Origin of the sequence: Acidovorax sp. SRB_14 (assembly GCF_012932145.1) — a bacterium.
Lineage (GTDB): Bacteria > Pseudomonadota > Gammaproteobacteria > Burkholderiales > Burkholderiaceae_C > Simplicispira.
This window is the reverse complement of sequence record NZ_MWOK01000028.1, coordinates 1-24,699: the sequence shown is the minus strand read 5'-3', so window position 1 is coordinate 24,699 and position 24,699 is coordinate 1. Positions and strand designations below refer to the sequence as shown.

The 24,699-nt window shown below is 63.9% G+C and carries 27 protein-coding genes, 1 tRNA gene and 2 pseudogenes; 17 read left to right on the top strand and 13 right to left on the bottom strand.

Features of this window, described 5'->3' with window-relative positions; translation table 11 throughout:
* Window positions 1-10: 10 nt before the first annotated feature.
* Window positions 11-904, top strand: a complete 894-nt coding sequence (gene galU / locus B2J86_RS16110; RefSeq protein ID WP_173026110.1) for a UTP--glucose-1-phosphate uridylyltransferase GalU — start codon at window positions 11-13, stop codon at window positions 902-904.
* Window positions 905-1,111: 207 nt separating this feature from the next.
* On the opposite strand, the gene B2J86_RS16105 is transcribed toward galU, so the two are convergent.
* The 3 genes from B2J86_RS16105 to cysM form a co-directional block, all read right to left on the bottom strand.
* The gene (locus B2J86_RS16105) at window positions 1,112-1,339 is read right to left on the bottom strand and encodes a sulfurtransferase TusA family protein (RefSeq protein ID WP_169168172.1); all 228 of its coding nucleotides are present in this window, start codon (window positions 1,337-1,339) and stop codon (window positions 1,112-1,114) included.
* 6 nt (window positions 1,340-1,345) lie between these two features.
* Window positions 1,346-1,912 carry an NUDIX domain-containing protein gene (locus tag B2J86_RS16100; RefSeq protein WP_169634042.1) on the bottom strand — a complete coding sequence of 189 codons (567 nt, stop codon included), beginning with the start codon at window positions 1,910-1,912 and terminating at the stop codon, window positions 1,346-1,348.
* Window positions 1,913-2,080: 168 nt separating this feature from the next.
* Window positions 2,081-2,983, bottom strand: coding sequence for a cysteine synthase CysM (gene cysM, locus B2J86_RS16095; RefSeq protein WP_173026109.1), 903 nt, complete (start codon window positions 2,981-2,983; stop codon window positions 2,081-2,083).
* Window positions 2,984-3,023: 40 nt separating this feature from the next.
* On the opposite strand from cysM, the gene B2J86_RS16090 reads away from it, so the two are divergent.
* The 7 genes from B2J86_RS16090 (at window position 3,024) to B2J86_RS16060 (ending at window position 9,039) form a co-directional block, all read left to right on the top strand.
* A tRNA-Leu gene (locus tag B2J86_RS16090) sits at window positions 3,024-3,108 on the top strand.
* A 177-nt stretch (window positions 3,109-3,285) separates the two neighbouring features.
* Window positions 3,286-4,506 carry an integrase arm-type DNA-binding domain-containing protein gene (locus tag B2J86_RS16085; protein ID WP_173026108.1) on the top strand — a complete coding sequence of 407 codons (1,221 nt, stop codon included), beginning with the start codon at window positions 3,286-3,288 and terminating at the stop codon, window positions 4,504-4,506.
* Between the two features lie 191 nt (window positions 4,507-4,697).
* A complete protein-coding gene (locus B2J86_RS16080; RefSeq protein ID WP_173026107.1) occupies window positions 4,698-5,660 on the top strand; it encodes an IS5 family transposase in 963 nt (320 codons plus the stop codon).
* 630 nt (window positions 5,661-6,290) lie between these two features.
* Window positions 6,291-6,485, top strand: coding sequence for an AlpA family transcriptional regulator (locus B2J86_RS16075; RefSeq protein WP_173026106.1), 195 nt, complete (start codon window positions 6,291-6,293; stop codon window positions 6,483-6,485).
* A 9-nt stretch (window positions 6,486-6,494) separates the two neighbouring features.
* Window positions 6,495-6,797 (top strand): AlpA family transcriptional regulator, encoded by a 303-nt coding sequence (locus B2J86_RS16070; RefSeq protein ID WP_173026105.1) that lies wholly within the window; start codon window positions 6,495-6,497, stop codon window positions 6,795-6,797.
* Window positions 6,794-7,477: a Rha family transcriptional regulator gene (locus B2J86_RS16065; RefSeq protein WP_173026104.1), complete on the top strand. Its 684-nt coding sequence runs from the start codon at window positions 6,794-6,796 to the stop codon at window positions 7,475-7,477. The genes B2J86_RS16070 and B2J86_RS16065 overlap by 4 nt, the downstream gene beginning before the upstream one ends.
* Before the next feature lie 920 nt (window positions 7,478-8,397).
* Window positions 8,398-9,039, top strand: a complete 642-nt coding sequence (locus tag B2J86_RS16060; protein WP_173026103.1) for a hypothetical protein — start codon at window positions 8,398-8,400, stop codon at window positions 9,037-9,039.
* Window positions 9,040-9,137: 98 nt separating this feature from the next.
* Here B2J86_RS16060 and B2J86_RS16055 read toward each other — a convergent pair whose 3' ends face one another.
* The 7 genes from B2J86_RS16055 to hsdR form a co-directional block, all read right to left on the bottom strand.
* On the bottom strand, window positions 9,138-9,626 hold the full coding sequence (locus B2J86_RS16055; RefSeq protein ID WP_173026102.1) for a hypothetical protein: 489 nt from the start codon (window positions 9,624-9,626) through the stop codon (window positions 9,138-9,140).
* 228 nt (window positions 9,627-9,854) lie between these two features.
* Window positions 9,855-10,289, bottom strand: a complete 435-nt coding sequence (locus B2J86_RS16050) for a hypothetical protein (RefSeq protein WP_173026101.1) — start codon at window positions 10,287-10,289, stop codon at window positions 9,855-9,857.
* Entirely contained in the window at window positions 10,280-10,840 is a 561-nt protein-coding gene (locus B2J86_RS16045; RefSeq protein WP_173026100.1) for a type II toxin-antitoxin system MqsA family antitoxin, read from the bottom strand. Before B2J86_RS16045 ends, B2J86_RS16050 begins: the two co-directional genes overlap by 10 nt.
* A 13-nt stretch (window positions 10,841-10,853) precedes the next feature.
* Window positions 10,854-11,267 (bottom strand): hypothetical protein, encoded by a 414-nt coding sequence (locus B2J86_RS16040; RefSeq protein WP_173026099.1) that lies wholly within the window; start codon window positions 11,265-11,267, stop codon window positions 10,854-10,856.
* Window positions 11,268-11,298: 31 nt separating this feature from the next.
* Window positions 11,299-13,002 carry a restriction endonuclease subunit S gene (locus tag B2J86_RS16035; protein ID WP_173026098.1) on the bottom strand — a complete coding sequence of 568 codons (1,704 nt, stop codon included), beginning with the start codon at window positions 13,000-13,002 and terminating at the stop codon, window positions 11,299-11,301.
* 11 nt (window positions 13,003-13,013) lie between these two features.
* Complete coding sequence (locus tag B2J86_RS16030; protein ID WP_173026097.1) at window positions 13,014-14,495, bottom strand: class I SAM-dependent DNA methyltransferase; 1,482 nt, start codon at window positions 14,493-14,495, stop codon at window positions 13,014-13,016.
* Window positions 14,496-14,584: 89 nt separating this feature from the next.
* Window positions 14,585-17,050, bottom strand: a complete 2,466-nt coding sequence (gene hsdR, locus B2J86_RS16025; protein WP_173026096.1) for an EcoAI/FtnUII family type I restriction enzme subunit R — start codon at window positions 17,048-17,050, stop codon at window positions 14,585-14,587.
* 499 nt (window positions 17,051-17,549) lie between these two features.
* On the opposite strand from hsdR, the pseudogene B2J86_RS18455 reads away from it, so the two are divergent.
* Both B2J86_RS18455 and B2J86_RS16020 read left to right on the top strand, forming a co-directional pair.
* Window positions 17,550-17,606: pseudogene (locus tag B2J86_RS18455) on the top strand (hypothetical protein); the annotation flags it as partial.
* A gap of 46 nt (window positions 17,607-17,652) precedes the next feature.
* Window positions 17,653-17,841, top strand: coding sequence for a hypothetical protein (locus B2J86_RS16020; RefSeq protein ID WP_169170016.1), 189 nt, complete (start codon window positions 17,653-17,655; stop codon window positions 17,839-17,841).
* Window positions 17,842-17,905: 64 nt separating this feature from the next.
* Here the strand turns inward: B2J86_RS16020 and B2J86_RS16015 are convergent, their stop codons facing one another.
* Entirely contained in the window at window positions 17,906-18,124 is a 219-nt protein-coding gene (locus B2J86_RS16015; RefSeq protein WP_169170017.1) for a hypothetical protein, read from the bottom strand.
* A 240-nt stretch (window positions 18,125-18,364) separates the two neighbouring features.
* On the opposite strand from B2J86_RS16015, the gene B2J86_RS16010 reads away from it, so the two are divergent.
* Window positions 18,365-18,721, top strand: coding sequence for a CidA/LrgA family protein (locus B2J86_RS16010; RefSeq protein WP_169170018.1), 357 nt, complete (start codon window positions 18,365-18,367; stop codon window positions 18,719-18,721).
* Window positions 18,718-19,443, top strand: a complete 726-nt coding sequence (locus B2J86_RS16005; RefSeq protein ID WP_169170019.1) for an LrgB family protein — start codon at window positions 18,718-18,720, stop codon at window positions 19,441-19,443. Before B2J86_RS16010 ends, B2J86_RS16005 begins: the two co-directional genes overlap by 4 nt.
* Before the next feature lie 33 nt (window positions 19,444-19,476).
* On the opposite strand, the gene B2J86_RS16000 is transcribed toward B2J86_RS16005, so the two are convergent.
* Window positions 19,477-20,421, bottom strand: coding sequence for a LysR substrate-binding domain-containing protein (locus B2J86_RS16000; protein WP_169170020.1), 945 nt, complete (start codon window positions 20,419-20,421; stop codon window positions 19,477-19,479).
* Between the two features lie 184 nt (window positions 20,422-20,605).
* On the opposite strand from B2J86_RS16000, the gene B2J86_RS15995 reads away from it, so the two are divergent.
* Together B2J86_RS15995 and B2J86_RS15990 are read left to right on the top strand one after the other, a co-directional pair.
* Entirely contained in the window at window positions 20,606-21,802 is a 1,197-nt protein-coding gene (locus B2J86_RS15995; RefSeq protein ID WP_173026095.1) for an acyl-CoA dehydrogenase, read from the top strand.
* A gap of 81 nt (window positions 21,803-21,883) precedes the next feature.
* Complete coding sequence (locus B2J86_RS15990; protein WP_169636816.1) at window positions 21,884-23,131, top strand: CaiB/BaiF CoA-transferase family protein; 1,248 nt, start codon at window positions 21,884-21,886, stop codon at window positions 23,129-23,131.
* Between the two features lie 38 nt (window positions 23,132-23,169).
* Here B2J86_RS15990 and B2J86_RS15985 read toward each other — a convergent pair whose 3' ends face one another.
* Complete coding sequence (locus tag B2J86_RS15985; RefSeq protein WP_169636815.1) at window positions 23,170-23,373, bottom strand: hypothetical protein; 204 nt, start codon at window positions 23,371-23,373, stop codon at window positions 23,170-23,172.
* 246 nt (window positions 23,374-23,619) lie between these two features.
* On the opposite strand from B2J86_RS15985, the gene B2J86_RS15980 reads away from it, so the two are divergent.
* The 3 genes and pseudogenes from B2J86_RS15980 to B2J86_RS15970 form a co-directional block, all read left to right on the top strand.
* A complete protein-coding gene (locus tag B2J86_RS15980) occupies window positions 23,620-23,835 on the top strand; it encodes a hypothetical protein (RefSeq protein ID WP_169636814.1) in 216 nt (71 codons plus the stop codon).
* Window positions 23,836-23,886: 51 nt separating this feature from the next.
* Complete coding sequence (locus B2J86_RS15975; RefSeq protein ID WP_173026094.1) at window positions 23,887-24,357, top strand: nucleoside deaminase; 471 nt, start codon at window positions 23,887-23,889, stop codon at window positions 24,355-24,357.
* Window positions 24,358-24,492: 135 nt separating this feature from the next.
* Window positions 24,493-24,699, top strand: a pseudogene (locus B2J86_RS15970) (hypothetical protein); the annotation flags it as partial.

Here is a 24,699-nt window from a genome sequence, read left to right as displayed (position 1 = left end):
TTAGGCCGACATGAATCCATCAACCAATACCCCTGTTCGCAAAGCCGTGTTCCCCGTGGCGGGCCTGGGCACGCGCTTTCTGCCCGCCACCAAGGCGTCCCCGAAAGAGATGCTGCCGGTGGTGGACAAGCCGCTGATCCAGTACGCCGTCGAAGAGGCCTACGCCGCCGGCATCCGCCACATGATCTTTGTCACGGGCCGCAGCAAGCGCGCCATCGAAGACCATTTCGACACCGCCTACGAACTCGAAAACGAACTCGAGGCGGCCGGCAAGAATGCGCTGTTGGAACTGGTGCGCTCGGTGCAACCGAGCGACATGGACTGCGCCTTCGTGCGCCAGCCGCGCTCGCTGGGCCTGGGCCACGCCGTGCTGTGCGCCGAGCCACTGGTGGGCAACGAGCCCTTTGCCGTGCTGCTGGCCGATGACCTGATGGTGGGCCCGCCCGACGGCGAGCCCGTGCTGGCGCAAATGGTGCAGGCGTTTCGCCAGCAGGGCCGCTCGATGCTGGCCGTGCAGGAGGTGCCGGCCGACCAGGTCAACCGCTACGGCATCGTGGCCGGCGAACCGGCGGGCGGCCCGCTGATGCGCCTCCAGCGCATCATCGAAAAGCCCTCCCCCGAAAGCGCCCCCTCGCGCATGGGCGTGGCCGGGCGCTACATCCTCACGCCGGCCATTTTTAGCGAAATCCGCAACCAGCCCAAGGGCGCCGGTGGCGAAATCCAGCTCACCGACGCCATCGCCCGCCTGATGGCGCACGAGGCCGTGTACGCCTTCCAGTACGCGGGCAAGCGCTACGACTGCGGCAGCAAGGAAGGCTTTCTCGAAGCCACCGTGGAACTGGCGCTGCAGCACCCCGAGGTGGGATCGGCATTCCGGGCGTACCTGCAAACGCTGGCGCTGTGAGCGCAGGGCTGCGGCTCCCGCCGCAGGCGCAGCGTGGGCAACGCATGAAACGCTCACCCTTCAATAGCTGACAGCGCTTGACAGATAAGCGTTTGAGGCCGATTTGACCTGAATTCCCGCGCCCTGGAAGAGCCAGCATGGGCGGGGGCAGCCTGCGCACGGCAGGCGTGCTCGGCCTGCGGCCCTCCGGCTTCGTCTGTCGCCCGCTCAGCGCCGGCGCAGCACGTGGATGAATTCGCCGCCCTGCGTCTGCTGCTCGACCAGCTCGTTGCCGGTCTGCTTGGCAAACGCCTGGAAATCGCGCAGCGAACCGCCGTCGGTGGACAGCACCTTGAGCAGCTGGCCACTGGCCATGTCGGCCAGCGCCTTCTTGGCCTTCAGGATGGGCAGCGGGCAGTTGAGCCCGCGGGTGTCGATTTCCTTGTGGATTTCCATGGTCTTTCAGTCCTTTGGCGGCAGGCCCAGTCCGCGGCGCCGCTCTGCATTTTCTTCTTCGGTGAAAAACACCGGCTCGTGGCCGCGCGTGCGCAGCCAGTCGGCCAGCGCATAGCCGGTGCCGGCAGGCCAGCAGCGCAGGTCCGGCAAGTCGTAGAGCCGGTAGTCCAGCAGCTCGGGCGAGAGCTGGACCTGGCCCTCGGCCACCACGTGGTAGGCGATGATGACCTGGTTCATGCGCAGGAACTCATAGGCGCCGACCAGCGTGGCCGAGCGCACATCGAGGTTGGTCTCTTCCTTGACCTCGCGCGCGATGCCGTCCTGCGGCGACTCGCCCGCTTCCATGAAGCCCGTGATCAGCGCAAACATCTTGGCGGGCCAGGCCGCATTGCGCGCCAGCAGCACCTGGCCATTGACTTCGACGATCGCCGCCAGCACCGGCGTCGGGTTGTTCCAGTGCGTCCAGCCGCAGGCCGGGCAGCGCAGCCGCTCGACGTCGCCGCCGTCCTCGGCCTGGCGGATCCGCGCCAGCGGCGTGGCGCAGTGCGTGCAAAAGCGGGTTTCGTGCTGCATGAAGTCTTCTTTTGATAGCTGCCAGCGCTTACCCCATAAGCGCTGAAGGCCGACTTGCCCCAAATTCCTGCATCCCATTGTTCCACCCAGCGTGAACGCCAAGGACAGCCTCAGACAGTGCAGTAGCGCGGCATTCCAACACAGCGCACGGGGGATGTCGCAATGGAATCAGGCCGGAAACACGCCCGTGGACAGGTAGCGGTCGCCCCGGTCGCAAACCACGAACACGATGGTCGCGTCGTGCTCGCGCGCGGCGATCTGCTGCGCCACCCAGCAGGCGCCGGCGGCCGAGATGCCGGCAAAAATCCCCTCTTCGCGCGCCAGGCGCCGGCACATGTCCTCGGCGTCGTCTTGGCTGACCAGCACCAGCTCGTCGACCGCGCGCGGATCGTAGATGGCCGGCATATACGCCTCGGGCCACTTGCGGATGCCCGGAATGCGCGATCCCTCTTGCGGCTGCGCGCCAATGATCAGCACGTTGGGGTTCTTTTCCTTCAGGTAGCGCGACACGCCGGTGATCGTGCCCGTGGTGCCCATGGCCGAGACGAAGTGCGTGATGCGCCCGCCCGTCTGCTCCCACAGTTCGGGGCCCGTGGTCTCGTAGTGGATGCGCGGGTTGTCGGCATTGGCGAACTGGTCGAGCACCCGGCCCTTGCCCTGCTTCTGCATGCCCTCGGCCAGGTCGCGCGCGTATTCCATGCCTCCGCTCTTGGGCGTGAGCAGCAGCTCGGCGCCAAAGGCCTTCATGGTCTGCGCGCGCTCGACGGACAAATCCTCGGGCATCACCAGCACCATGCGGTAGCCCTTGATGGCCGCCGCCATGGCCAGCGCGATGCCGGTGTTGCCCGAGGTCGCCTCGATCAACGTGTCGCCGGGGCGGATCTCGCCGCGCTCCTCGGCACGCTGGATCATGGCCAGCGCAGGCCGGTCCTTCACCGACCCCGCCGGGTTGTTGCCTTCGAGCTTGCCCAGCACCACATTGCCGCGCGCCGCGTTGTCTTGCGCACCGATGCGCTGCATGGCCACCAGGGGCGTATGGCCAATTGCATCTTCGATCGTCGGGTATTTCATCCGCCCTACTGTGCCATAATTTGCGACTCCACAAATTGCAGCCCGGGTGGTGAAATTGGTAGACGCAGGGGACTCAAAATCCCCCTCCGAAAGGAGTGCCGGTTCGATTCCGGCCCCGGGCACCATCTCATGCTCTCAGACAGCATCAAGACGGATCAAGCCCGCTACATCTCATAGGTGTAGCGGGTTTTTCTTTGCCTCACGCCCCCTCGTTGAGTACCATGACATACCAACAATTTGTTGGTACTTATGCAGGTATCTGGAAATACCACCGCCAGAGATACCAACAAAGGGGCACCTCGATGGCACTGACAGACACCTTCGTGAAGAACGTCAAACCTACCGGGTCTGCCGCGGGCGAAAAGCACACTGACGGGCAAGGGCTGTATCTCCACGTCAAGGGCGTCGGCAAATACTGGCGTATGAGCTACCGCTTCACAGGAAAGCAAAAAACGCTGGCGCTGGGCGTGTACCCAGCGGTGTCACTGGCCAAAGCCCGGGCGCGACGTGACAAGGCCCGTGAGTTGCTGGCGGACGGGATCGACCCCAGCACCGCCAAGCGTGAGGAAAGGCGGGCCAAGGCAGTTGCGGCGGCGCACACGTTTGAGCTTGTGGCGCGTGACTGGCTGGCCAAGACAGCAGCCGAGCGAGCGGCCACCACGCAGAACAAAATCACCTCGTGGCTGGAGAAGGACGTGATCCCCTTCATTGGCGACATACCCATATCGGCCATCGGGCCGCGTGACGTGCTGGCAGCGCTGCGCAAGATGGAGGCGCGCGGAGCGCTCGACAGCGTGCACCGAGTCAAGCAAGTGACCGGGCAGGTATTTCGCTATGCCGTAGCCATCGGCGCCGCAGAGCGTGACGTGACCCAAGACCTCAAGGGTTCGCTGGCCAAAGCCTCACCAAACCACTTTGCAGCGATCACCGAGCCAAAGCAGTTAGGCGACTTGATGCGCTCCATCTTCGCCTACGGCGGTCACCCCAACGTGGTGACGGCACTGCGACTCACTCCGCTGGTGTTTGTACGCCCCGGAGAACTACGCACCATGGAATGGGCCGAGGTTGACCTGGAGGCGGCAGAGTGGCGTATTCCTGGCACCAAGATGAAGATGAAGGCAGACCACATCGTCCCCTTGTCCACCCAGGCGCTGGCGCTGCTGCACGGTATGCACCCAGCTACCGGCCACGGCAAGTTTGTTTTTCCCAGCCTGCGCACCGGCGAGCGGCCCATGAGCGAGAACACCATTAATGCTGCCCTGCGCGGCATGGGTTACGCCAAAGAGGTGCACAGCGCCCACGGCTTCCGCGCCACGGCGCGCACCATCATGGATGAGGTTCTAGGGGAACGGGTGGACTTGATAGAGCACCAACTGGCACACGCGGTGAAGGACGTGAACGGACGGGCCTACAACCGCACGGCACACCTGCCGGCACGGCGGGAAATGATGCAACGCTGGGCCGACTACCTGGACAAGCTGCGCATTGGCGCGGACGTGATCGCGCTGCGCGGCGCGGCATGAGATACCTGCAAGCGATACTCGCTCCAAGGCAAAACCGACAAGGTTACATGACTCCATGGAGTCCGCCAACACAAGGGCCATTCAGAGCCTTTCCCCATGACAAGCACAAGGAAAACTCCTAGGGATGCTCTGCACGAATCCCTGTGAGAAGTGCTTGCCCTGAGCGGCAGGAGGCAGGAGGATCGCGACCCATGAAGCAAGCCAGTCTGATGCAGCCCCATTCGAGCAAGCGCACGCGTAAGCGGGAGTTCCTGGACTCGATGGATCGGGTCGTACCGTGGGCGGACCTGGTCGCACTTGTCGAGCCGTACCAGCCCGAGGGCGGCCGGCGCGGCCAGCAACCCTTTGCAGCCGAGACCATGCTGCGCATCCATTTCCTTCAACAGTGGTTCAACCTTTCGGATCCGGCGATGGAAGAGGCCTTGCACGACGTGTCGCTTTTTCGCAACTTCGCAGGCTTGAGCGGTTGGGATGACGCCGTGCCCAGTGAGACGAGCATCCTGCGCTTTCGCCACCGGCTGGAAGAACACAAGCTCGCAGGCGAGATCCTGGCTGTGGTCAACGACCTGCTCACCGCCAAGGGATTGCTGCTGAGAGCTGGCACCGTGGTGGACGCCACACTCATTGCCGCGCCGAGTTCGACGAAGAACAAGGACGGCACACGCGACCCAGAGATGCACCAAAGCAAGAAAGGCCAGCAGTATGACTTCGGCATGAAGGCCCACATTGGGGTGGATGCCGATTCAGGGCTTGTGCATACGGTACGGGGCACGGCAGGCAATGTTGCCGACGTGGTGGAGGCCAACAGCCTTCTGCATGGCCAGGAGACGGACGCGTTTGGCGATGCGGGCTACCAGGGAGTGCACAAGCGCCCCGATGCGAAAGGCAGCGTCGAGTGGCATGTGGCCATGAAGCCATCCATACGCCGGGCGTTGGACAAGGGGCACCCGATACAGGGCTTGCTGCACCAGTTGGAGAAGCTCAAGGCGAGCATCCGGGCCAAGGTGGAGCACCCGTTTCGGGTGATCAAGCGCCAGTTTGGCCATGTGAAGGTGCGCTACCGGGGGCTGAAGAAGAACACCGAGCAACTCAAGACGCTGTTTGCGCTATCGAACCTGTGGATGGTGCGTCACCAACTGGTGGCATGGGCATAGGTGCGTCTGCAGAGCGCCAACAACCCGGCGCAGGGCCTGTCGGGCGCCAAGAGGAACTCCTGGAGAGCACGGATACGCCGTTATGACGCTGAACGAGCCGACTCTCGGCACTCAAACGCTATGAGCACACCTCTCGACGATTCGTGCAGACCTTCCCTAGGGCATGTATGAAATGCAGCTCGAAGGCGACTGCCACCTCTTCGCCAACCAGTAGAACGACTCCATGCGCGACTAAAACATCCAATACGACCCCTTTTGCGGCCGTTTATGTAAAATTTTGAAACAAAACTCCCTGCCCTCTATAGAGAAAACATTGGGGGACCAACAAATCGTTGGCGCAACCCGCCCGAGAGCGAGTTTTTTGAAAGGAGGCGCCTGATGCAGCATCCCTTAACATTGGCGCACCTACTTGGATTCAACAGCACAAAAAGGCGAAAGCCCCCAAGTGCATAGAACACAAGGAGGCTCTCTAAGTACCCAATCCCGAAGGATCAAGGACTTGTCTTGGCGGACAGTTTTAGATTCTATGCTTTTGGAAAGCACGCGCTACTGTGATTAACCACATGCTGCGTTTGTGATCCGCTCGCCGGGAGCGGGGGTTCTTTGTCCCCTGTTTAAAAAGGGCCCATCATGGCCAATATCCCGCATCAGAACGAAACCTTGCTACGCCTGCCGCAAGTGCTGGCCCGCTTTCCTGTATCCCGCTCCGGCTGGTACGCAGGCATGAAGCGCGGCAAGTATCCCGCTCCCATCAAGTCAGGCCCGCGCACAGCCATGTGGCGCGCATCCGAGATTGATTCCCTGATCGCCACCATCGGCAATTAAGGGGACGCCATGCAAAAGCAAAAAAATGCCGCAACGGCAGGATACTCCACGTCCGACTCAATCGCAGCGAACTTTGACTCACTGCCCGACAGCGCGTTTCTCCGTGAATGGCAACTGGTGCAAAGCCCCAAAAGGCCAGAGACACCAGCCCCCCTACCCTTCAGCGCACCGACCCTGTGGCGCAAGGTGAAGGCGGGCACTTTCCCCAAGCCCATCAAGCTGTCCGAGCGCATCACCGCCTGGAAGGTGGGCGACGTGCGCGCCTGGATCGCCGGCCACTGCGCAACGCAGCGTGGGGAGGCCCACCAATGAAAACGCCCGACACCACAAAGGCAGTATCGAGCGCAGCGCGGGAAGGCGCTGTAACCATCCCATGCAATGCACTGGAACTGACCACTATCAAAGCAGAACCCCGCGCCGACACCCGCCTACTCGCCGAACACCTGGGCAACAAGCATAAGAGCTTGTTCGAGTTGGTGAAGAGCTACAAAACCGACTTCGAGGCACTCGGGAAGGTTCCGTTTCAAACGGAGGCTTTACCTAGTGGGCAGTCGGAAAAGTTCGCCCTCCTCAACGAGGATCAGGCATATCTGCTGCTGACCTACGCACGCAACAGCACAAGGGTGCGCGCCCTGAAGTTGAAGATGGTGACGGCGTTCCGCGACGCCCGCCGCGCTGCGGAAGTTCGGGCAACCGAGTATCTGCCGAGCTATCACGCCATGCACGACGCCATAAAGCGCGCCGCCAACGGTTCGCCCAATGAGCGCTTCATGCACATCAACGCCAACAAGTTTTTGAACCAGCTTGCTGGCGTACAGCCTGGGCAACGTCCTGCCGCTGGCCAGTTGCAGCAAAGCATTCTGGCCGTGGGGTGTGCGATGGCTGCAAAAGCCGTCACAGAGGCCTCGGACGGGCACGGTCTACACCAACAGATCAAGACCGCGCTGAAGCCACTGATAGGTGTTCTCGCGCTGACGGTGGGCACGCCATGACTGTTTATCGTGCCAGTTCATTGAAGCGTGAGAACGCCCTTCACGTTGTCAAAGTAGCAGAGCACAGCAAACGCAAGCACATCGCCAAGATGGCGGGCCTTTTGCATCAAGGTACTGTGTAATGGCGAATGGCCGCAACCGAGGCCAGAAGGGCGATTCGGGGCGCGACGCAGGCGGGTTCATAGCCTTGCCTTGGAGTGTGCTGGATTGCCCCGCCTACGCCGGTTTGAGCCATCCTGCGCGCGCCCTTCTTTTCGAGCTGGCACGCCAGTTTGTGCGAGACAACAATGGGCGATTGCTGGCGTCTGCTGCCTACCTTGCCAAACGCGGCTGGAAAAGTGCAGACGTGATTACACGGGCCAAGCGTGACCTGATCGAAGCCGGGTTCATCCATGAGACTGTCAAAGGCCACCGTCCCAACAAGGCGAGCTGGTATGCAGTCACATGGCGGACGCTCGACAAGATCCCGGGCTATGACCTGGGGGCTGCTGAAACATTCGTGCGCGGGGCGTACCAGAAAAACGCGTCCCTTAGACCGTCTCCCGGTGTAGAGAGGCCATCTATTGCACCGTCTCCCGGTGTAGAGAGTGCCCCGCCTACACCGTCTCACGGTGCTATCAGGGGTGTTTTTACTGTCCCGCGTACACCGTCTCGCGGAAACCATCTAGAGATGCCATCTGCAGGGAGACAACTGCATCACTGAGGGAGAAGGGGCGAAGTGACACAAACCAACTCGCCCCCCTTGAAACGACACGGTAACAACACCCCAGAAACGGGGCTATTACCTGTTCACCACTGACGGTATCAAAACATCTGAACGACAGCATGGCCACCAAAACCAAATTTCACGCCCACTGCACCGGCTGGGCGAACTGGCTGCAGGTTCGCGGCCTCATTCAATCAACCCAAGGAGCATGAGCATGGCAGCGAAAAAATCGACCGCAAAAACGGCACCGGCCCCACCACCTAGGCGCCACCCAGATGCCGTTGAGGTCGTGAAAAGTGAAGACACCACATCGCAGACATTGGCAAAACTCGCAACGACTTCAGCCCTGTCGGCGGTCACGCTCAAAAGCTACTCGGGAGCAGGGGACGCCTTGGACGTGGCTGACCTGGTGCCAGAAATGAAGAAGGCCGGGGAAGAAGCTGTCGCCGGCAACCTGGGCCGGGTCGAGCGAATGCTGGCAAACCAAGCCATGACCCTGGACGCCATATTCAATGACATGGCGCAGCGGTCGCGCAGACAAGACACATTCAAGGGCATCGAGGTGCTGATGCGGCTTGCCTTGAAGGCGCAGGCGCAGGCTAGGTCGACGGCTGAAGCACTGGCGCTGCTGAAGAACCCCATGCCCTACATCAAGCAGGCCAACATGACCACCGGGCCGCAACAGGTCAACAACACCTATGCCGATACACCTTCGCATGGTGGCATCCAGGCGGGCGCGGGAAATTTTCAAAGTGAGCCAAACAAACTATTGGAGGCAGATCATGGCCAACGGCTGGACATTAGAGCGCAGGCAGCGCCAAGCAGAGCTAATCAGAAACTGGAGACCGTGGGCTAAGTCCACCGGACCGAGATCTCTGGAGGGCAAGGAGCGGGTCAGTCGCAATGCCTGGAAGGGCGGCCACCGGGCAGAGCTGCGCGAGCTTTCCATGATGGTCAATGAGCATGTGCGGCTATCGCGTGAGTTGGCCAACAGGTGCAGGTAGGGGCCCCCTCGCACGGTACTGGCATGCGCTCCATGTTCGCCAATTTCTCCGGGGTGAATTCATAGGGCGGATAGGTGAAGGGGCTACCTTCGGGCCTACTGTAGCGGGGCGCTGGGCGCCGGAGCAGGCGGTCCCTGTGCTGGTCCGGGTTGTTTGTGAGCCATGCCGCCCCGCTGGCGGCCTCCTCGGCATCGCGGTGCTTTATATAGGCGCTGCGGTAGTCGTGGTTCAAATACCGCCAGTAACCGAAGCGGGCGGCCACCTCCACCTCCGCGCTGACCGCCTGATTGAAACACTCCGGCAATTGCTCGGGCGGCACCGCCATCGTGAACGGCAGGTCTTCCTCCTCAGCGGCGTCACCTTCCTCGATGGTCTTCGTGTCCTTGAGCAGGAAGAACCGCCCGCAAGCGCACGGCCGCAGGCCCTCGTCATTGGGCATCAGTGACTGGTCGCGCCAGCCGTCTGTCTAGTGCGCCCATGCCGTGAAGTTCATAGACGTGTAGCGGGGATAGGCGTAGCGGGCACCGCAACACGGTGCGGCAGGGGTGATAGCGCCAATGGCCCGGGTCATACGGCAAGCTCCGTGAAGGGCTCTGTGGGCCCAGTCGCACGCACTGGGCCGTGTGGATTCAAGGTAGCCCCGAAAAAGCAGCCGACAGCTGAGAGACTATCTGGCCGGATCCAGGCCCAACGGCAACTCCCGCGCATCCAGCCCCATGGCTTGAAGCTCGCGGCGGAAGTGGGTCATTGCCAGGGGGAAGGCTTGCGCGACCAGAATGTACTGGTATTCATGGTCATCCAGGAGCGGCGTTACCGTGTCCTCGGTCACGTCTGTGGGGTAGTAGAACCGGGCCTCGTATTCACCGGCATAGGCGGGCACATCGCTGGCGTCGTTTTCGTTGGTGGCCTTGGCGTCCAACTTGATCCTCACGGCCAGCATCAGCGGGGCACCTTCTACATCGGGCACGCCCAAACCAAACTCAATCTCTTGCTGCACTTCAAGCCGCATCTTGGAGCCCACGGCCTCGCCACGGTTCTGGCCGTTGGAGGCCAACACCCGAAAGCTGCGCAGCACAGGGCGAGGTGCCGTAGTCAGTGGCATGGCACGACTCCCTGACTAAATCTGCGGGTCCGCCGGTGGTCGTAATGCAGATCGGTGCGACTCGCAGAGATGGGCACCGACGCCAGCACTTTCGCCGTGGAGTGAACCGACACACGCGGTCGAATGAACTCCGACTGCATGCCCTTCTCCTCCACCAGCGCCCAGAACGCTGCGGGGCTTCGGCGGACCAGGCGCAGCAAGTTGTCCATCGATTCGGACTGCGCAACATCGTCGTTTTCGTACTTGCTGAACGCCACTGGTCCGCCACCAAACAGCAGCGCGGCCTGGGCCTGCGTGAGTTTGTATTGCTTGCGCAATGCGGTGATCTCTTCGCCGGTCAACAGCTGATCGACCTGTTTGCGAAACGCCATCAGCACGCGCTTGTTCAGCTTGCTCTCTGCAGCCCCGGCAAAGTCAGAGGTGCAGGCATCGCACAGCTTGTAATGCAAGGGCAGATCGGCCTTGTGGCCCTTGTAGTCGCTCTCCACCATCTGCACCTGTGCGGTGACATGGCCCTCACCGCAAATCGGGCAAAGTTCTTGTGCGCTCATCGAGGCACTCCTTTCAAGCATGGCAAGACACGATCAGCACCAAGGCGCCCGTCTTGCTCACTGCAAACTTCAAAAAATACTCCATGCGAACCGGCTTGCCGGTGGCGGGGGCGATCTCGGTCACGCTCACACGGTAGGCATCACAGGCCGCTATCGCACCCTTGCCGTTTTCGCACCATTCCGAGTCGATGTAATCGCCGGCTCTCAAAGCCAAGATCACATCGGAAACGCGCTCCAGGTCATCGTCAAACCACTTGCGCACATCCTTGCGGCACTTTTCTGTCCATGCGTTGAGCTGGCGCTCAGCCTGCGCCAACTGCTGCACCCGCGCCAAGTCGTATAGCGGCCCGTTGGCGATCTTGACGCGCCCCTGTCCGTCCTCGGGAGGATTCAGACTGTACTCCGAAACGACGAACATTTTTACCATGGTGGTAATTTTAGACAAGGCGATGGGGCTATCACGCCACAGAAGCCAGCAGCGCCTCGGCCAGACGGGCCTGCACGGATTGGCGTTCGGCCAGGCGCTGGCGCAGATCGGCGCACAGGCGGCGCAGGGCGGTGACGCGGGTGACGATGCGGGATTGTTCGGCGAGGGGCGGGAGTGGCAATTGCAACGAACCTATGTGACCTTGATTGACGGTCTTCTGGCCGGCTGTCGAGATGAACAAATTCTTGATTGCATTTCGTACAAGCGCACACTCTCCAAGAAGTGCGCAGAAGCTCGGCTCAACCCAACGCTGATCAATGCGCATGCGAATGAAGTGGTCGCAGTAGATCGCCTCCACCGGTCTATCGCATAGGTTGAATTGCCCAACAATGTCCGCGCTTCCATTCACACGAGTGATCAATATGTCACCTTCCGCAAGTTGGTACTTTGCGATATCGGAGGGCGCGATTGGAACCTGCCGGGTTTCCGCGAGCGAAATGCGTTTGCTCTTGATATCCGCAAGGCGGAGCACTGTTATCGGTGTTCCACCCGCATCCCCGCGACTCGATGCCCCATTCTGAAATTCAGGCATCAGGTCAATTAAACGTACCCACTCCCATTGATTCGGCAACCCAAACGCCTTTTCCTCGTCAGTGATTGGCGGCAGCGGGTTGTCGCGTTTGATCTTGCCTGCGGCGATGAGGCGGTCTTTTTTGGCGCGGATTTTTTGCAGCAGAGCGCTGGCGGGTTCGTCGGTGGGGTCTTGGGGCACGAGCAGGCCGCGCACGGCCAGTTGCAGCAGGGTTTGCTCCAAGGCGTCGATGGCTTCGGGGCGGTCCAGCAGCAGGTCGAAGTGCTGGGCCACGCGCTGCCAGTTGTCGGCCAGCTCTTCGGGCGTGGCGCTGGCGGTGAGCGTGCCCAGCAGGGTGTTGACCAGTTGGGCGTGCTGCGCGGCCTCCAACCGGCCCTTGGCCTCCAGCGCATCGCACAGGCGCATGAGTTCTGCGACGCGGGTGACGATGCGGGATTGTTCGGCGAGGGGAGGAACTGGTATTCGCAGCTGCGGAATATCGCCCAAGTTGAGCTTGTTTGTGTGACTTCCGCCGGCTTTGATCTCTTGGTACTGCGCTGCCAAAAGCGGGCTTCTCATGACCAGATGAAGATACGTACTGAGATTGCAGCTCTTGGGCAGCTTTATCAATCCAACACTCACGAACAAGCTGAATGGCCTGTCCGTATCAACCAACGTAGGGCGTCCCAAGGTTCCGATACGGCAAAGAAGAAGGTCGCCTTTTTCCGGATTGCACCGCGCATTAATTTGACGATGCTCTTCTTCCGAGATGAATTTGCAATCGTTGAAAGACACAGAATTTCCATCAATATCCTTGACCGATATGAAGGCGACGCCATTGGGCAAATACTTCGGCGTGTGATGCGTTCCATCCGTGACTTGCATCGCAATCTGACCAAGCCGTGCCCACTCCCACCCATCCGGCAACTCAAACGGCTTCTCCTCCTCAGCAATCTCCGCCAACGGCTTGTCCCGCTTGATCTTGCCTTCCGCAATCAGCCGGTCCTTCTCCGCCCGAATCTTCTGCAGCAGCACGCCCGCAGGCTCGTCCGCCGCGTCCTGCGGCACCAGCTTGCCTTGCACGGCCAGGGTCAAGATCAGTTCGCGCAGGCGCGCCACGCCGCCCGGAGCGGTGGCCAGTAAATCCAAATTTGATAGCAGCATGCGCTTACCCCTCAAGCGCTTGCGGCCGTTTTGGCTGATAAAGACTGGGCGAGGATGCCTTTGAGCTCGTCGCGCAGGGCCTGCGCCTCGGCCTGCAGGCGGGCGTAGTCGGCCAGCAGCACCTCGGGGTCGTGGCTGATCTGCTCGCCGACGTGAGGGTTCTTCTGGTCGAGGTTCCAGTTGGCGGCCTTGATCTGCTCGATGCCGACCTTCCAGGCGCGCTCGTTTTCCACGCGGGCGGCAAAGCCGTCTGCCTCGGTGCCCCACCAGGCTTTCTCGGCGTCGAACTCTTCGATGCGGATGGGCTTGGTCTTGTTGTAGTTCTTCACGCCCGGCGGGTACGGGTGCTCGTAGTACCAGACATGCTGCGTGGGCTGGCCCTTGGTGAAGAACAGCAGGTTGGTCTTGATGCCGGTGTAGGGCGCAAACACGCCGTTGGGCAGGCGCACGATGGTGTGCAGGTTGCATTCCTGCAGCAGCTGCTCTTTGATGCGGCTTTTGACGCCTTCGCCAAACAGGGTGCCGTCGGGCAGCACCAGGGCGGCGCGGCCGTTGGTTTTGAGCAGGTGCTTGATGAGCACCAGGAACAGGTCGGCGGTTTCCTTGGTGCGCACGTCGGCGGGGTAGCCTTGTTCGATGCCGGGCTCTTCCACGCCGCCAAAGGGCGGGTTGGTCAGCACCACGTCCACGCGGTCGGCCTGGGTGTAGTCGCGCAGCGGGCGGGCCAGGGTGTTGTCGTGGCGGATGTGGCTGGGCACCTCGATGCCGTGCAGCAGCAGGTTGGTGACGCAGAGCATGTGCGGCATCTGCTTTTTCTCGACGCCACGAATGCTGTTTTGCAGCACGGCCTCTTGGCTTGCGTTGTGGACCTGCTTGCGCAGGTGCTCGATGGCGCAGACGAGAAAACCGCCCGTGCCCGTAGCCGGGTCCAGCACCACTTCGCCGAGCTGCGGGTTGACCATGTCCACCATGAACTGGGTGACGGCGCGCGGGGTGTAGAACTCGCCCGCATTGCCAGCGCTTTGCAGGTCTTTGAGGATTTTTTCGTACAGGTCGTTGAACTGGTGGCGCTCGGCCTGGCGGTTGAAGTCGATGCCACCGAGCTTGTTGACCACCTGGCGCAGCAGGTGGCCGCTTTTCATGTAGTTGTAGGCATCTTCAAACACGCCGCGCACCACATAGCCGCGCGGGTTGCGCACGGGGTCGGCGCTGAGGCTTTTGAGGGTGGCGAAAAGCTGGTTGTCGACAAAATCCAGCAGCTCGTCGCCGGTCATGCCCTCGGGGTCTGCCGCCCAGTGGCGCCAGCGCATGGCTTCAGGGATGGGGCTTTGGTAATGGTCGCGCGTGAGTTCGAGCTCTTCTTCGAGCGCATCGAATACCTTCAAAAACAGCAGCCAGGTGAGCTGGCTGATGCGCTGGGCGTCGCCATCGACGCCGCTGTCCTGGCGCATGATGTCCTGGATGGATTTGATGACGGGGGTGAGGTTGGACATGGATTGCAAACTTTGAACAAAATGATGCTCTAGCGCTTGCTGGACAAGCGCTATTAGCTATCAAAAACAGAGTAATTAAGGGGCCAAGATCAAGTGGCTGGCTGCGTAGCGTACAGCTCGCGCTGCAGCACTTGCAGCGCGCCCAGGTATTGCGGCCGGCCACCAAAGCTGCGCACCAGCTCCACGGGGCTGCCCAGATCGGTGAAGGGCTGGAGCTTGAAGATGTCGTTGCTCTCGATGGTGGCAATGCCTTCATCGGCGTATTTGTCGAGCAGCGCTTCGAGCACTTTGCGGGCCACGGGGCCGTACTGGGTGAAGACGTTGCGCTTTTGCACGCGGCGGGCGCGCTCGCTGCGGGTGAGCGGCGGCTGGTCGTAGGCCACATGCAGCAGGAGGTCGAAGGGGTCGAGGTCTTTGCCCACTTCATCGGCCAGGGCGTCCAGCAGCACGCCCTGCCCTTCGAGCTCCTGCAGCAGCGCGGCCTTGCGGTCGGCCTGCTGCCAGGCCTGCAGGAACTGGTCGAGCGAATCGAATTGTTTGCGCAGGTTGATGCGGGTGTAGTCGCGCAGGCTTTCGGTGATGAGCTTGCCCTGGGCGTTGAGGTATTGCACGCGCTCGCGGGCCACGGCCACGGTGACGTTGTTGCCGAGGATGTATTTCTTGGGGCCGTCGGAGGCACCGCCGCCGCCCGCGAAGGGGCCCAGAGGGTCCCACGGGCCGCTGTCTGCACCGGGCTGGCTGACGCCGCCAGGATTGCCCTCGGGTGCAAGAGGCTCGGGCGGCGCCACGGGCTCGCCGCTGCCGGGTTCGTAGATTTGCACGGGCTCGCCGTCAAAGTCCTTGTCGGCAAACAGCTCGGTGGCGCGCTTGAAATCGAGAATAGTGAACCAGGTCTTGCCCAGGTCTTCGCGCAGGCGGGTGCCCCGGCCGATGATCTGCTTGAACAGCGTCATGGACTTGATGCCCTGGTCGAGCACGATGAGCTTGCAGGTCTGCGCGTCCACGCCCGTGCTCATGAGCTTGGAGGTGGTGGCGATGACGGGGTAGGTTTTCTCGGGGTCGATGAAGTTGTCGAGCTCCAGCTTGCCCTCGGTGTTGTCGCCGGTGATCTGCACCACGTATTTGGGCTGGGCGGCGCACAGGTCGGCGTTGGCGTTGCTCAGCGCCTGGCGCATGCGGGCGGCGTGGTCTATGTCTTCGCAAAAGACGATGGTCTTGGCATAGCGGTCGGTGGCCTTGAGGTAGTCGGTGATCTTGGCGGCCACCATGGCATCGCGCTGTTCCAGCACCAGCTTGCGGTTCATGTCGGCGCCGGTGTAGATGCGGTCTTCGATGGCGTGGCCGTGCTTGTCGGTCATACCGGCGGTGGGGCGCCAGCCAAAGGTGTCTTTGTCCAGGTCCACGCGGATGACCTTGTACGGGGCCAGGTAGCCGTCTTCGATGCCTTGCTTGAGGCTGTAGGTATAGACGGGCTCGCCGAAGTAGTCGGTGTTGGAAACGTCTTTGGTCTCCTTGGGCGTGGCGGTCAAGCCGATCTGCGTGGCGCTGGCAAAGTAGCTGAGGATGTCGCGCCAGGCCGAGTCTTCGGCCGCGCTGCCCCGGTGGCATTCGTCCACCACGATGAGGTCGAAGAAGTCGGGGCTGAACTGCTTGTAGATGTTGCGCTCTTCCTCGGTGCCGGTGACGGCCTGGTAGAGCGACAGGTAAATCTCGTAGCTTTTGTCCACCCGCTTGGTGCTTTTGTTGACGGCCAGCTCCACGTCCTCGACCGACACCGTGCCCTGCGCATCGACGCGCTCCACGCCCTTGGCGTTGGGGCTGAGCTTGGCCATGGCGCCCTTGAAGGGGCGGAAGTCGTTGACCATGGTCTGGTCAATGAGGATGTTGCGGTCGGCCAGGAACAGGATGCGCTTTTTGGCGCCGCTCTTCCACAGGCGCCAGATGATCTGGAACGCGGTGTAGGTCTTGCCGGTGCCGGTGGCCATGACCAGCAGCACGCGGTTTTGCCCGGCGGCGATGGCTTCGACCGCGCGGTTCACGGCGTTGAGCTGGTAGTAGCGCGGAGTCTTGTTGGGGGCGTAGTCGAACCCGGCGACGCGGCTTTCCTCGGCGGACCAGCCTTTCCAGGCGCAGTAGCGGCTCCACAGCTCTTGCGGCGACGGGAATTCTTCGAGGCTGAGGTTCTGCTCCAGCACGCCGGTGGCCATGGTCGCGTCGCGAAACACAAAACCGTCGCCGTTGCTGGCGAAGCTGAAAGGAACATCAAGCAGCTGGGCGTAGTTCACGGCCTGACCCATGCCTGCGCCTACGGCATGCTTGTTGTCTTTGGCCTCGACCACCGCAAGGGGAATGTTGGCCTTGTAGAACAGGGCGTAATCGGCCCTGAGCACTGAACTCTTGTCGCGGTAGGCCTTGCTGCCGCGCACCACGACACGCCCGGCACGCAAGGGGTACTCCCGGAAGATCTGGTCCAGACCGTTCCACCCGGCTTGCTCCATGGCCGGGCGGATGAACTTGTCGCAAATGTCGCTTTCGGAGAGGTTTGTCTTGTCCATTCGGCAGATCGCGCCATCCCTGGGCGACCAAAGACAGCGGGTAGTTGTTACGGGATACTACCGCCCTGTCAGCCCGACCCCATCGAATCACACCCTGTCACGGCGTCTCAGCCCGATTCATCCGTGCCACAAATGAGACACCTCGAAAAATGACGGCACTTTTGACGGTACTTTTCAAAATAAATTTTTGAAAATCCAGTATTCATGCGCCTTATTGAATGCTTTGTGATTCCGGCCCCGGCACCATCTAATGCGTTCAGACAGCATCAAGACGGATCAAACCCGCTACATCTCATACGTGTAGCGGGTTTTTATTTGCCTCACGTCATCTCTGGATACCACGACATACCGTCAAAAACGGTACCTCTGACGGTATGTCCCAGATACCGTCAATCGACATACCGTCACAGAGGGAGTGCATGGCACTTACCAATACAGCAATCAAAAATGCCAAGCACATTCGCAAGCCCGCAGGCGACAAACTTATCTGACGGTGGGCATGTACTTGTTGGTGAACGCCAGTGGCAAGGACTGGCGCATGGACTATCGCTTTGTCGAAAAGCGCAAAACGCTCACGCTGGGCGTCTACCCTGCAGTCTCCCTTGCTGGTGCAGCAGGCGGCGAACAGCACCAAGAGGCAGTTCGCCCACTCGCCCGACCTCAAGCACGAGTGGCAAGACGCGAGCATCGCGCCGTATGACGCGCACACCGCGCCGAGCACGCAGGCGCTGAACTCACCGGCCGTGGTGCACGGTCTGCTGGATATTTTGCTGAACCAATCGCCTGTATGAAACGCGGCGGGAGCGGGCCGTAGTGGGCGCCGGGGCTTAAGAAGGCAACGGCGCATCGGCTCCTTCAGTTGTTCTGACGGCGGATCAGGGCGCGGCCGCTGTCGGTGATGGTGAGTTCGCCGCGTGCATTCTTGGCAATGAAGCCGCGCTCGTACAGGCGTCCGGACAGGTGTTCGCGCAGTGCTTCCGGCGTGGTCAGGAGTTGGCCCATTTCGAGCAATTTCAGGGTTTCAAGCTCGTCCACGGTGGCATCGAAATGCGGGGCGCGGTAGTTGTTTTCCATGGTCTAGGACTCCCAAAAAGCGAAGCCGGCAGTCGCCTGGCACGGCCAGCGTATCCCGCCCGCTAACGCAGCGCAAGCGGTAGGGACACTGCGCGGCGCGCACTGCACCGCCCGTGCCCTTGCGCTAGACTGGTGCGCCCGCTCCGCCGTTCCCGGCGCCTGCGGCGCCCTCCTTCACCACCCTCCGCCTGCCCCATGTGCCTCGGGCGCAGCGCCGCCCGTCACGCCTGTTGCCACCGCATGATTTACGCCATCGCTGTCTTGCTCGTCTGCCAGCTTCTGGGGGAGTTCGCCGTGCGCCTGCTGGCCCTGCCACTGCCCGGCGCGCTGGCGGGCATGCTGATCCTGTTTGCGGGCCTGCTCGCGCTGGGCCGCGTGCCCGAGGCACTGGAGCGCACCTCGGGCACGCTGCTGCAGAACATGATGCTGCTGTTCATTCCGGCCATCGTCGGCGTGATGGTGCATTTTGAACGCGTGGCGCGCGAATGGCAGCCGTTTCTGGTGGCCTGCGTGGTCGGCGCCGCCGTGACGCTGGTGGTGACGGCGCAGACGCTGCGCTGGCTGTTGCGCGCCCGGCCCGTGGAGGTCCGCCCATGAACGCGGTCTTGAGCGATGCAGCGGTCTGGCTCACGCAGTCGCCCCTGCCCTGGCTGGTGCTGACGGTGCTGGCCTATCTGGGCGCGGCGTGGCTGTACCGGCGCAGCGGCAACAACCCCTTTCTGATTCCGGTGCTCACGGCGGTGGCGCTGATCGTGGCCGTCCTGCTGCTCACCGACACGCCGTACCCGGTGTATTTCCAGGGCGTGGAATTCATCTATTTCCTGATCGGTCCCGCCACGGTGGCGCTGGCCGTGCCGCTGTACCGCCAGCTCGACCGCATCAAGCAGATGTGGCTGCCGCTGGGGCTGGCGCTGCTGGCCGGCTCGAGCGTGGCGATTGTCTCGGCGCTGCTGGTCGCCTGGGCGCTGGGCGGGTCGCTGGAGACGCTGATGTCGCTGGCGCCCAAGTCGGCGTCCATGCCGTTTGCGCTGCCGGTGGCCGAGCGCATGGGCGGCCTCCCTTCGCTGGCGGCCGTGGCGGTGGCCATCACCGGCATTGCCGGCACCATCCTGGCGCGGCCGCTGCTGCAGGCGCTGCGCATCGACGACCCGGCCGTGCGCGGTTTTGCCGTGGGCCTGACGGCGCATGCGATCGGCACGGCGCGCGAGCTGCAGTTCAACCAGACGGCCGGCGCCTTTGCCGCGCTGGCCATGGGCCTCAACGGCATCGCCACCGCGGTTCTGGTGCCGCTGATCGTGCAGCTGCTGCCGCGCCTCTGAGGCGGCGGCGCGGCGCAAGCCTCCCACACGCCGTCATGAGGGGTCCGCAGCCGGCGCTGGCTCGGCCATGGCCTGCAGCCACTGCGCAAAAGCCGCCAGCACCGGCGGCTGCGCCTGTGCCGGGCTGATCAGGTAGTAGCTGCGCTCGCCGCGCAGGTGCCGCTGGCAGGCAACCACCAGTTCGCCGCGCGCAAGCTCGGCCTCGATCAGGAGCGGCGGCATCAGCGCCACGCCCAGGCCGTGGGCCGCGGCCACGGCCAGCATCGAAAACAGCTCGTAGCGCGGGCCATCGAGCGCCTGCGGCGCCTCCACGCCCATGGCCTCGAACCATTGGCGCCAGCCGTAGGGCCGTGTGCTCTGCTGCAGCAGCGGCAGCTGCGCCAGCACCTCGGCGGCCACGCCCTGGTAGGCGCGCCCCAGGCCGCGCTGTGCGGCCAGCTCCAGCAGGCGCGGGCTGCACACCGGCACCACGTCTTCGTGCATCAGCCACTGCGCCTGCGTGCCGGGCCAGTTGGCCACCTGCTCGGGCGTGCCGGCGTAGAGCGCGGCGTCAAAGCCGGTGTCGGCAAACAGGAACGGCCGCGTGCGCGTTTCGATGTGCACCACGATCTCGGGATGCAGCGCGGCAAACTGCGGCAGGCGCGGAATCAGCCAGCGCGTGGCGAAGGTGGGCACCGCTGCCAACGCCAGCGCACCGCCATGGCCCTGGTGCGCCATCACGTCGAGCGTGTCGCGCTCGAGCGCCTGCAGGCGCGGGCCGATCTGGCGCGCATAGTGCGTGCCGGCGGGCGTGAGCGCGACGCCGTGGCGCGTGCGCCGGAACAGCGGCACGCCCAGAAAGTCTTCCAGCGCCGTGATCTGGCGCGAGACCGCGCTTTGCGTGAGCGAGAGCTCCTGCGCGGCGCGCGTGTAGCTCTCGTGCCGCGCGGCGGCTTCAAAGCAGGCCAGGGCCTGGGTGGACGGCAGGGTGCGGCGCATGGTTCCAGTCAAGGACGGCGGGTACGCCGCGATTGTGGCGCAACACGTTCTAAGGAGTTCTTTTTTCTCATAACTGAGTTCAGCATTTTCGCTTGCGGCGCAATATCCATGCACGCTACGATGGGCCATCCGTCGGCGCTTCATGCGCTTTTAGCACAACACGTTACACCTTCAGGAGATTGCCATGGCCCGCGCCACTTTTCACTGGGAAGACCCCTTCTTGCTCGACCTGCAGCTCACCGACGACGAGCGCATGGTGCGCGACGCCGCTGCCGCCTACTGCCAGGACAAGCTGGCGCCGCGCGTGCTCGACGCGTTCCGCCACGAAAAGATGGACACCAGCATCTTTCGCGAAATGGGCGAGGTCGGCCTGCTGGGCCCCACCATCCCCGAGCAGTACGGCGGCCCCGGCCTCAACTACGTGGCCTACGGCCTGATCGCGCGCGAGGTCGAGCGCGTTGACTCGGGCTACCGCTCCATGGCCAGCGTGCAAAGCTCGCTGGTGATGGTGCCGATCCATGAATTCGGCACCGAGGCGCAGCGCCAGAAGTACCTGCCGAAGCTGGCCAGCGGCGAATGGATCGGCTGCTTCGGCCTGACCGAGCCCGACCACGGCTCCGACCCCGGCAGCATGGCCAGCCGCGCCAAGAAGGTCGCCGGCGGCTACGAGCTCTCGGGCGCCAAGATGTGGATCACCAACAGCCCGGTGGCCGACGTGTTCGTCGTCTGGGCCAAGGAAGTGAGCGAGGCGGGTGCCGTCGGCCCGATCCGCGGCTTCATCCTCGACAAGGGCATGAAAGGCCTGTCGGCCCCGGCCATCCACGGCAAGGTCGGCCTGCGCGCCAGCATCACCGGCGAGATCGTGATGGACAAGGTGTTCGTGCCCGAGGAAAACGCCTTCCCCGAAGTGCAGGGCCTGAAAGGCCCGTTCACCTGCCTCAACAGCGCGCGCTACGGCATCGCCTGGGGCGCGCTCGGCGCGGCCGAGTTCTGCTGGCACACCTCGCGCCAGTACACGCTGGACCGCAAGCAGTTTGGCCGTCCGCTCGCCGCCAACCAGCTGATCCAGAAGAAGCTGGCCGACATGCAGACCGAGATCGCCATCGGCCTGCAGGCCTGCCTGCGCCTGGGCCGCATGAAGGACGAAGGCACGGCCGCCGTCGAAGCCACGTCGCTCATCAAGCGCAACAGCTGCGGCAAGGCGCTCGACATCGCCCGCCTGGCGCGCGACATGATGGGCGGCAACGGCATCAGCGACGAGTTCGGCGTGGCGCGCCACCTGGTGAACCTGGAGGTGGTCAACACCTACGAGGGCACGCACGACGTGCACGCGCTGATCCTGGGCCGCGCACAGACCGGCATCGCAGCCTTCGCCAACTGAACGGCAATTCAAGCGAAAAATGGCTCCAGCGCTTTCTGGATAAGCGCTTCAAGCTATTGATTTATGAGTGCACAGCCCACCATGACCGACCTCACCCCGCCCGCCGGCGCCCTCGCCGGCATCCAAGTCCTCGACCTCTCGCGCGTGCTCGCCGGCCCCTGGTGCACGCAGATCCTGGCCGACCTGGGCGCCGACGTGGTCAAGGTCGAGCGCCCCGGCGCGGGCGACGACACACGGCACTGGGGGCCCCCGTTCCTGCAGGACGCCGACGGCAACGACACCACGCAGGCGAGCTACTTCACCGCCTGCAACCGCAACAAGCGCTCGGTCACCATCGACATGGCGACCGAGGACGGCCAGCAGCTGATCCGCCAGATGGCGCTACAGGCCGACGTGCTGGTCGAGAACTTCAAGGTCGGGGGCCTGGCGCGCTACGGGCTGGACCACGCCACCCTGCGCGCGCTGAACCCGCGCCTGGTCTACTGCTCGGTCACCGGCTTCGGGCAGGACGGGCCGTATGCCGAGCGCGCCGGCTACGACCTGATGATCCAGGCCATGACCGGGATGATGAGCATCACCGGCCGCGCCGACGGCGAGCCCGGCGGCGGTCCGCTGCGCGTGGGTGTGGCGTTGACCGACCTGTTCACGGGCGTGTACGCATCGAGCGCCATCCTGGCGGCGCTGCATGCGCGCCACCGCACGGGCGAGGGCCAGCACATCGACATGGCGCTGCTAGACGTGGGCATGGCCATCCTGGCGAACCAGGCGGCCGGCTTTTTGGCCACGGGCGTGGCGCCGGGGCGCCAGGGCAACAGCCACCCGAGCCTGGCGCCCTACCAGGACTTTGCGACGCAGGATGGTTCCATGCTGCTGGCGATCGGCAACGATGGCCAGTTCGCGCGTTTTTGCGCCGCCGCTGGCCACCCCGAATGGGCGCAGGACGCACGCTTTGCCAGCAACACCCTGCGCGTGAAGCACCGCGCCGCACTGATCCCGGCCATGGAGGCCGTGACGCGCACGCGCACGACCGCCGAGTGGATTGCGCTGCTCGAAGACAAGGCCGTGCCCTGCGGCCCCATCAACACCATTGCCCAGGCCTTCGGCGACGCCCAGGTGCAGGCGCGCGGCCTGCGCGTGGCGCTGCCGCGGGACGCGGGCGACGGCGTCGCGCAGATCACCGGCGTGGCCAGCCCGCTGCGCCTCGCGGCCCACCCGCCTGTGCTGCGCCACGCGCCGCCAGCGCTGGGCCAGCACACCGACGAGGTGCTCGAGGCACTGGGGGTGGATGCGGCGCAGCGGGCCGAGCTGCGCGCCCGCGGCGTGGTGTAGCGCAGGCCTTTGTGTGCGGGCCGCCGCGGAGCCGGCCCTCAGTGAAAGGGCGGCGGATCGATCACGGGGGACTCGCGCGGCCCCGGCAGCGTCGGATCGGGCACCGGGGTTTCGCCTGGCACCGCAGGCGGCTCCACCACAGGCGGCTCGGGCACCCAGGTGGGCTGCGGCGGCTTGTCGATGGGAGGCGTGCCCACCGGGGGCAGTGGCGTGGGCGTGTGCGCATGGGCAGGCAGGGGCATGGCAAGTCCTCTGAAACATTCGGTACTTCAAACTAGCATGGCGCGGGCGCAGCGCGTGCCGGACAACGCCGCATGGGCGCGCCAGGGCCCACGCGAGCCCAGGGAGGGTTGGATCCTTGAGTGCCCCTGGCGCCCGCGCGCCGGCCGGCGCAGCGCATGCCTGCTCGAGCACCGTGGCCAAAACCGCTTTGTTACCCTGTGCGCCCTGCGTTGGCATCCGTTGGCGCTTTCCGCTGTTTTCTTTCCATGCGTTTCCACCCTGTGACCTTGGCCTGCGGCGGCACGCGCATGCCGCTGCTGCTGGCCACGGCGCGGAACCGCGTGGCCATTGCCCAGGCCCTGATCGCCGCGGGCGCCGACGTCAACCTGCCTGACCACGGCGGCGTGGCACCGCTGCGCCATGCCGAGCAGCGCGGCCACAGCGCCCTCGCTGCGCTGCTGCGCGCGGCCGGCGCGCGCTGAAATGCGCCATTTCACCGACCGTTTTTCCGCTTGCCCCCAGGAGCCCGTTCCATGTCCGACCACACCTCTTTGCTGCGCGAGGCCGTGCGCTTGGCGCAGGCCAACCGCGTGCGCGGCGGGCGCCCGTTTGGCGCCGTGCTGGCGCTCGGCGGCGAGCGCATTGCCAGCGGCGTCAACGAGATTGTGCACAGCCACGATCCCACCGCCCACGCCGAAATGCAGGCGCTGCGCGCCGCCAGTCGCCACCTCGGCCGCCCGCGCCTGGACGGCTGCGTGGTCTATGCCAGCGGCCACCCATGCCCCATGTGCCTGGCGGCCATGGTCATGGGCGGCGTGCAGGCGGTGTATTACGCGTTCGACAACGACGACGCTGCGCCCTACGGGCTGTCGAGCGCCGCGGCGTATGCAGCGCTGCGCCTGCCGCTCGCCCCCCGCCCGCTGCCGCTCACGCGGGTCGAGACCGGCGTGACAGCGCAGCAGCTCTATGGCGACGCGCCGGCCGGTCCGGGGGCGGCCGCCTGACATGGGCAGCGCCGCCGGCCGCACCGCCGCGCCCGAGCCAGTGCAGGTGCAGGTGCAGGCACCGGCCCGCCAGGGACTGTGGCTGGCCGTGGTGGTGTTCTCACGGCGCTGAACCTGCGCCCCTTTCTCACGGCCGTGGGCCCGCTCGCGCACGACATCGCCGCCGCCACGGGCCTCGATGTGCGCGGCATGGCCTGGCTCACGCTGCGGCCCATGCTGCTGATGGGCCTGGCGCCTGGTGCGGACCGGCGCTGCAGCAGCGCCTGGGCGCGCGCCACGTGCTGCTGGGCGCGCTGGCCGTGCTGGCTGCGGGCTTGGCGCTGCGCGCCTGGGCGCCCGGCG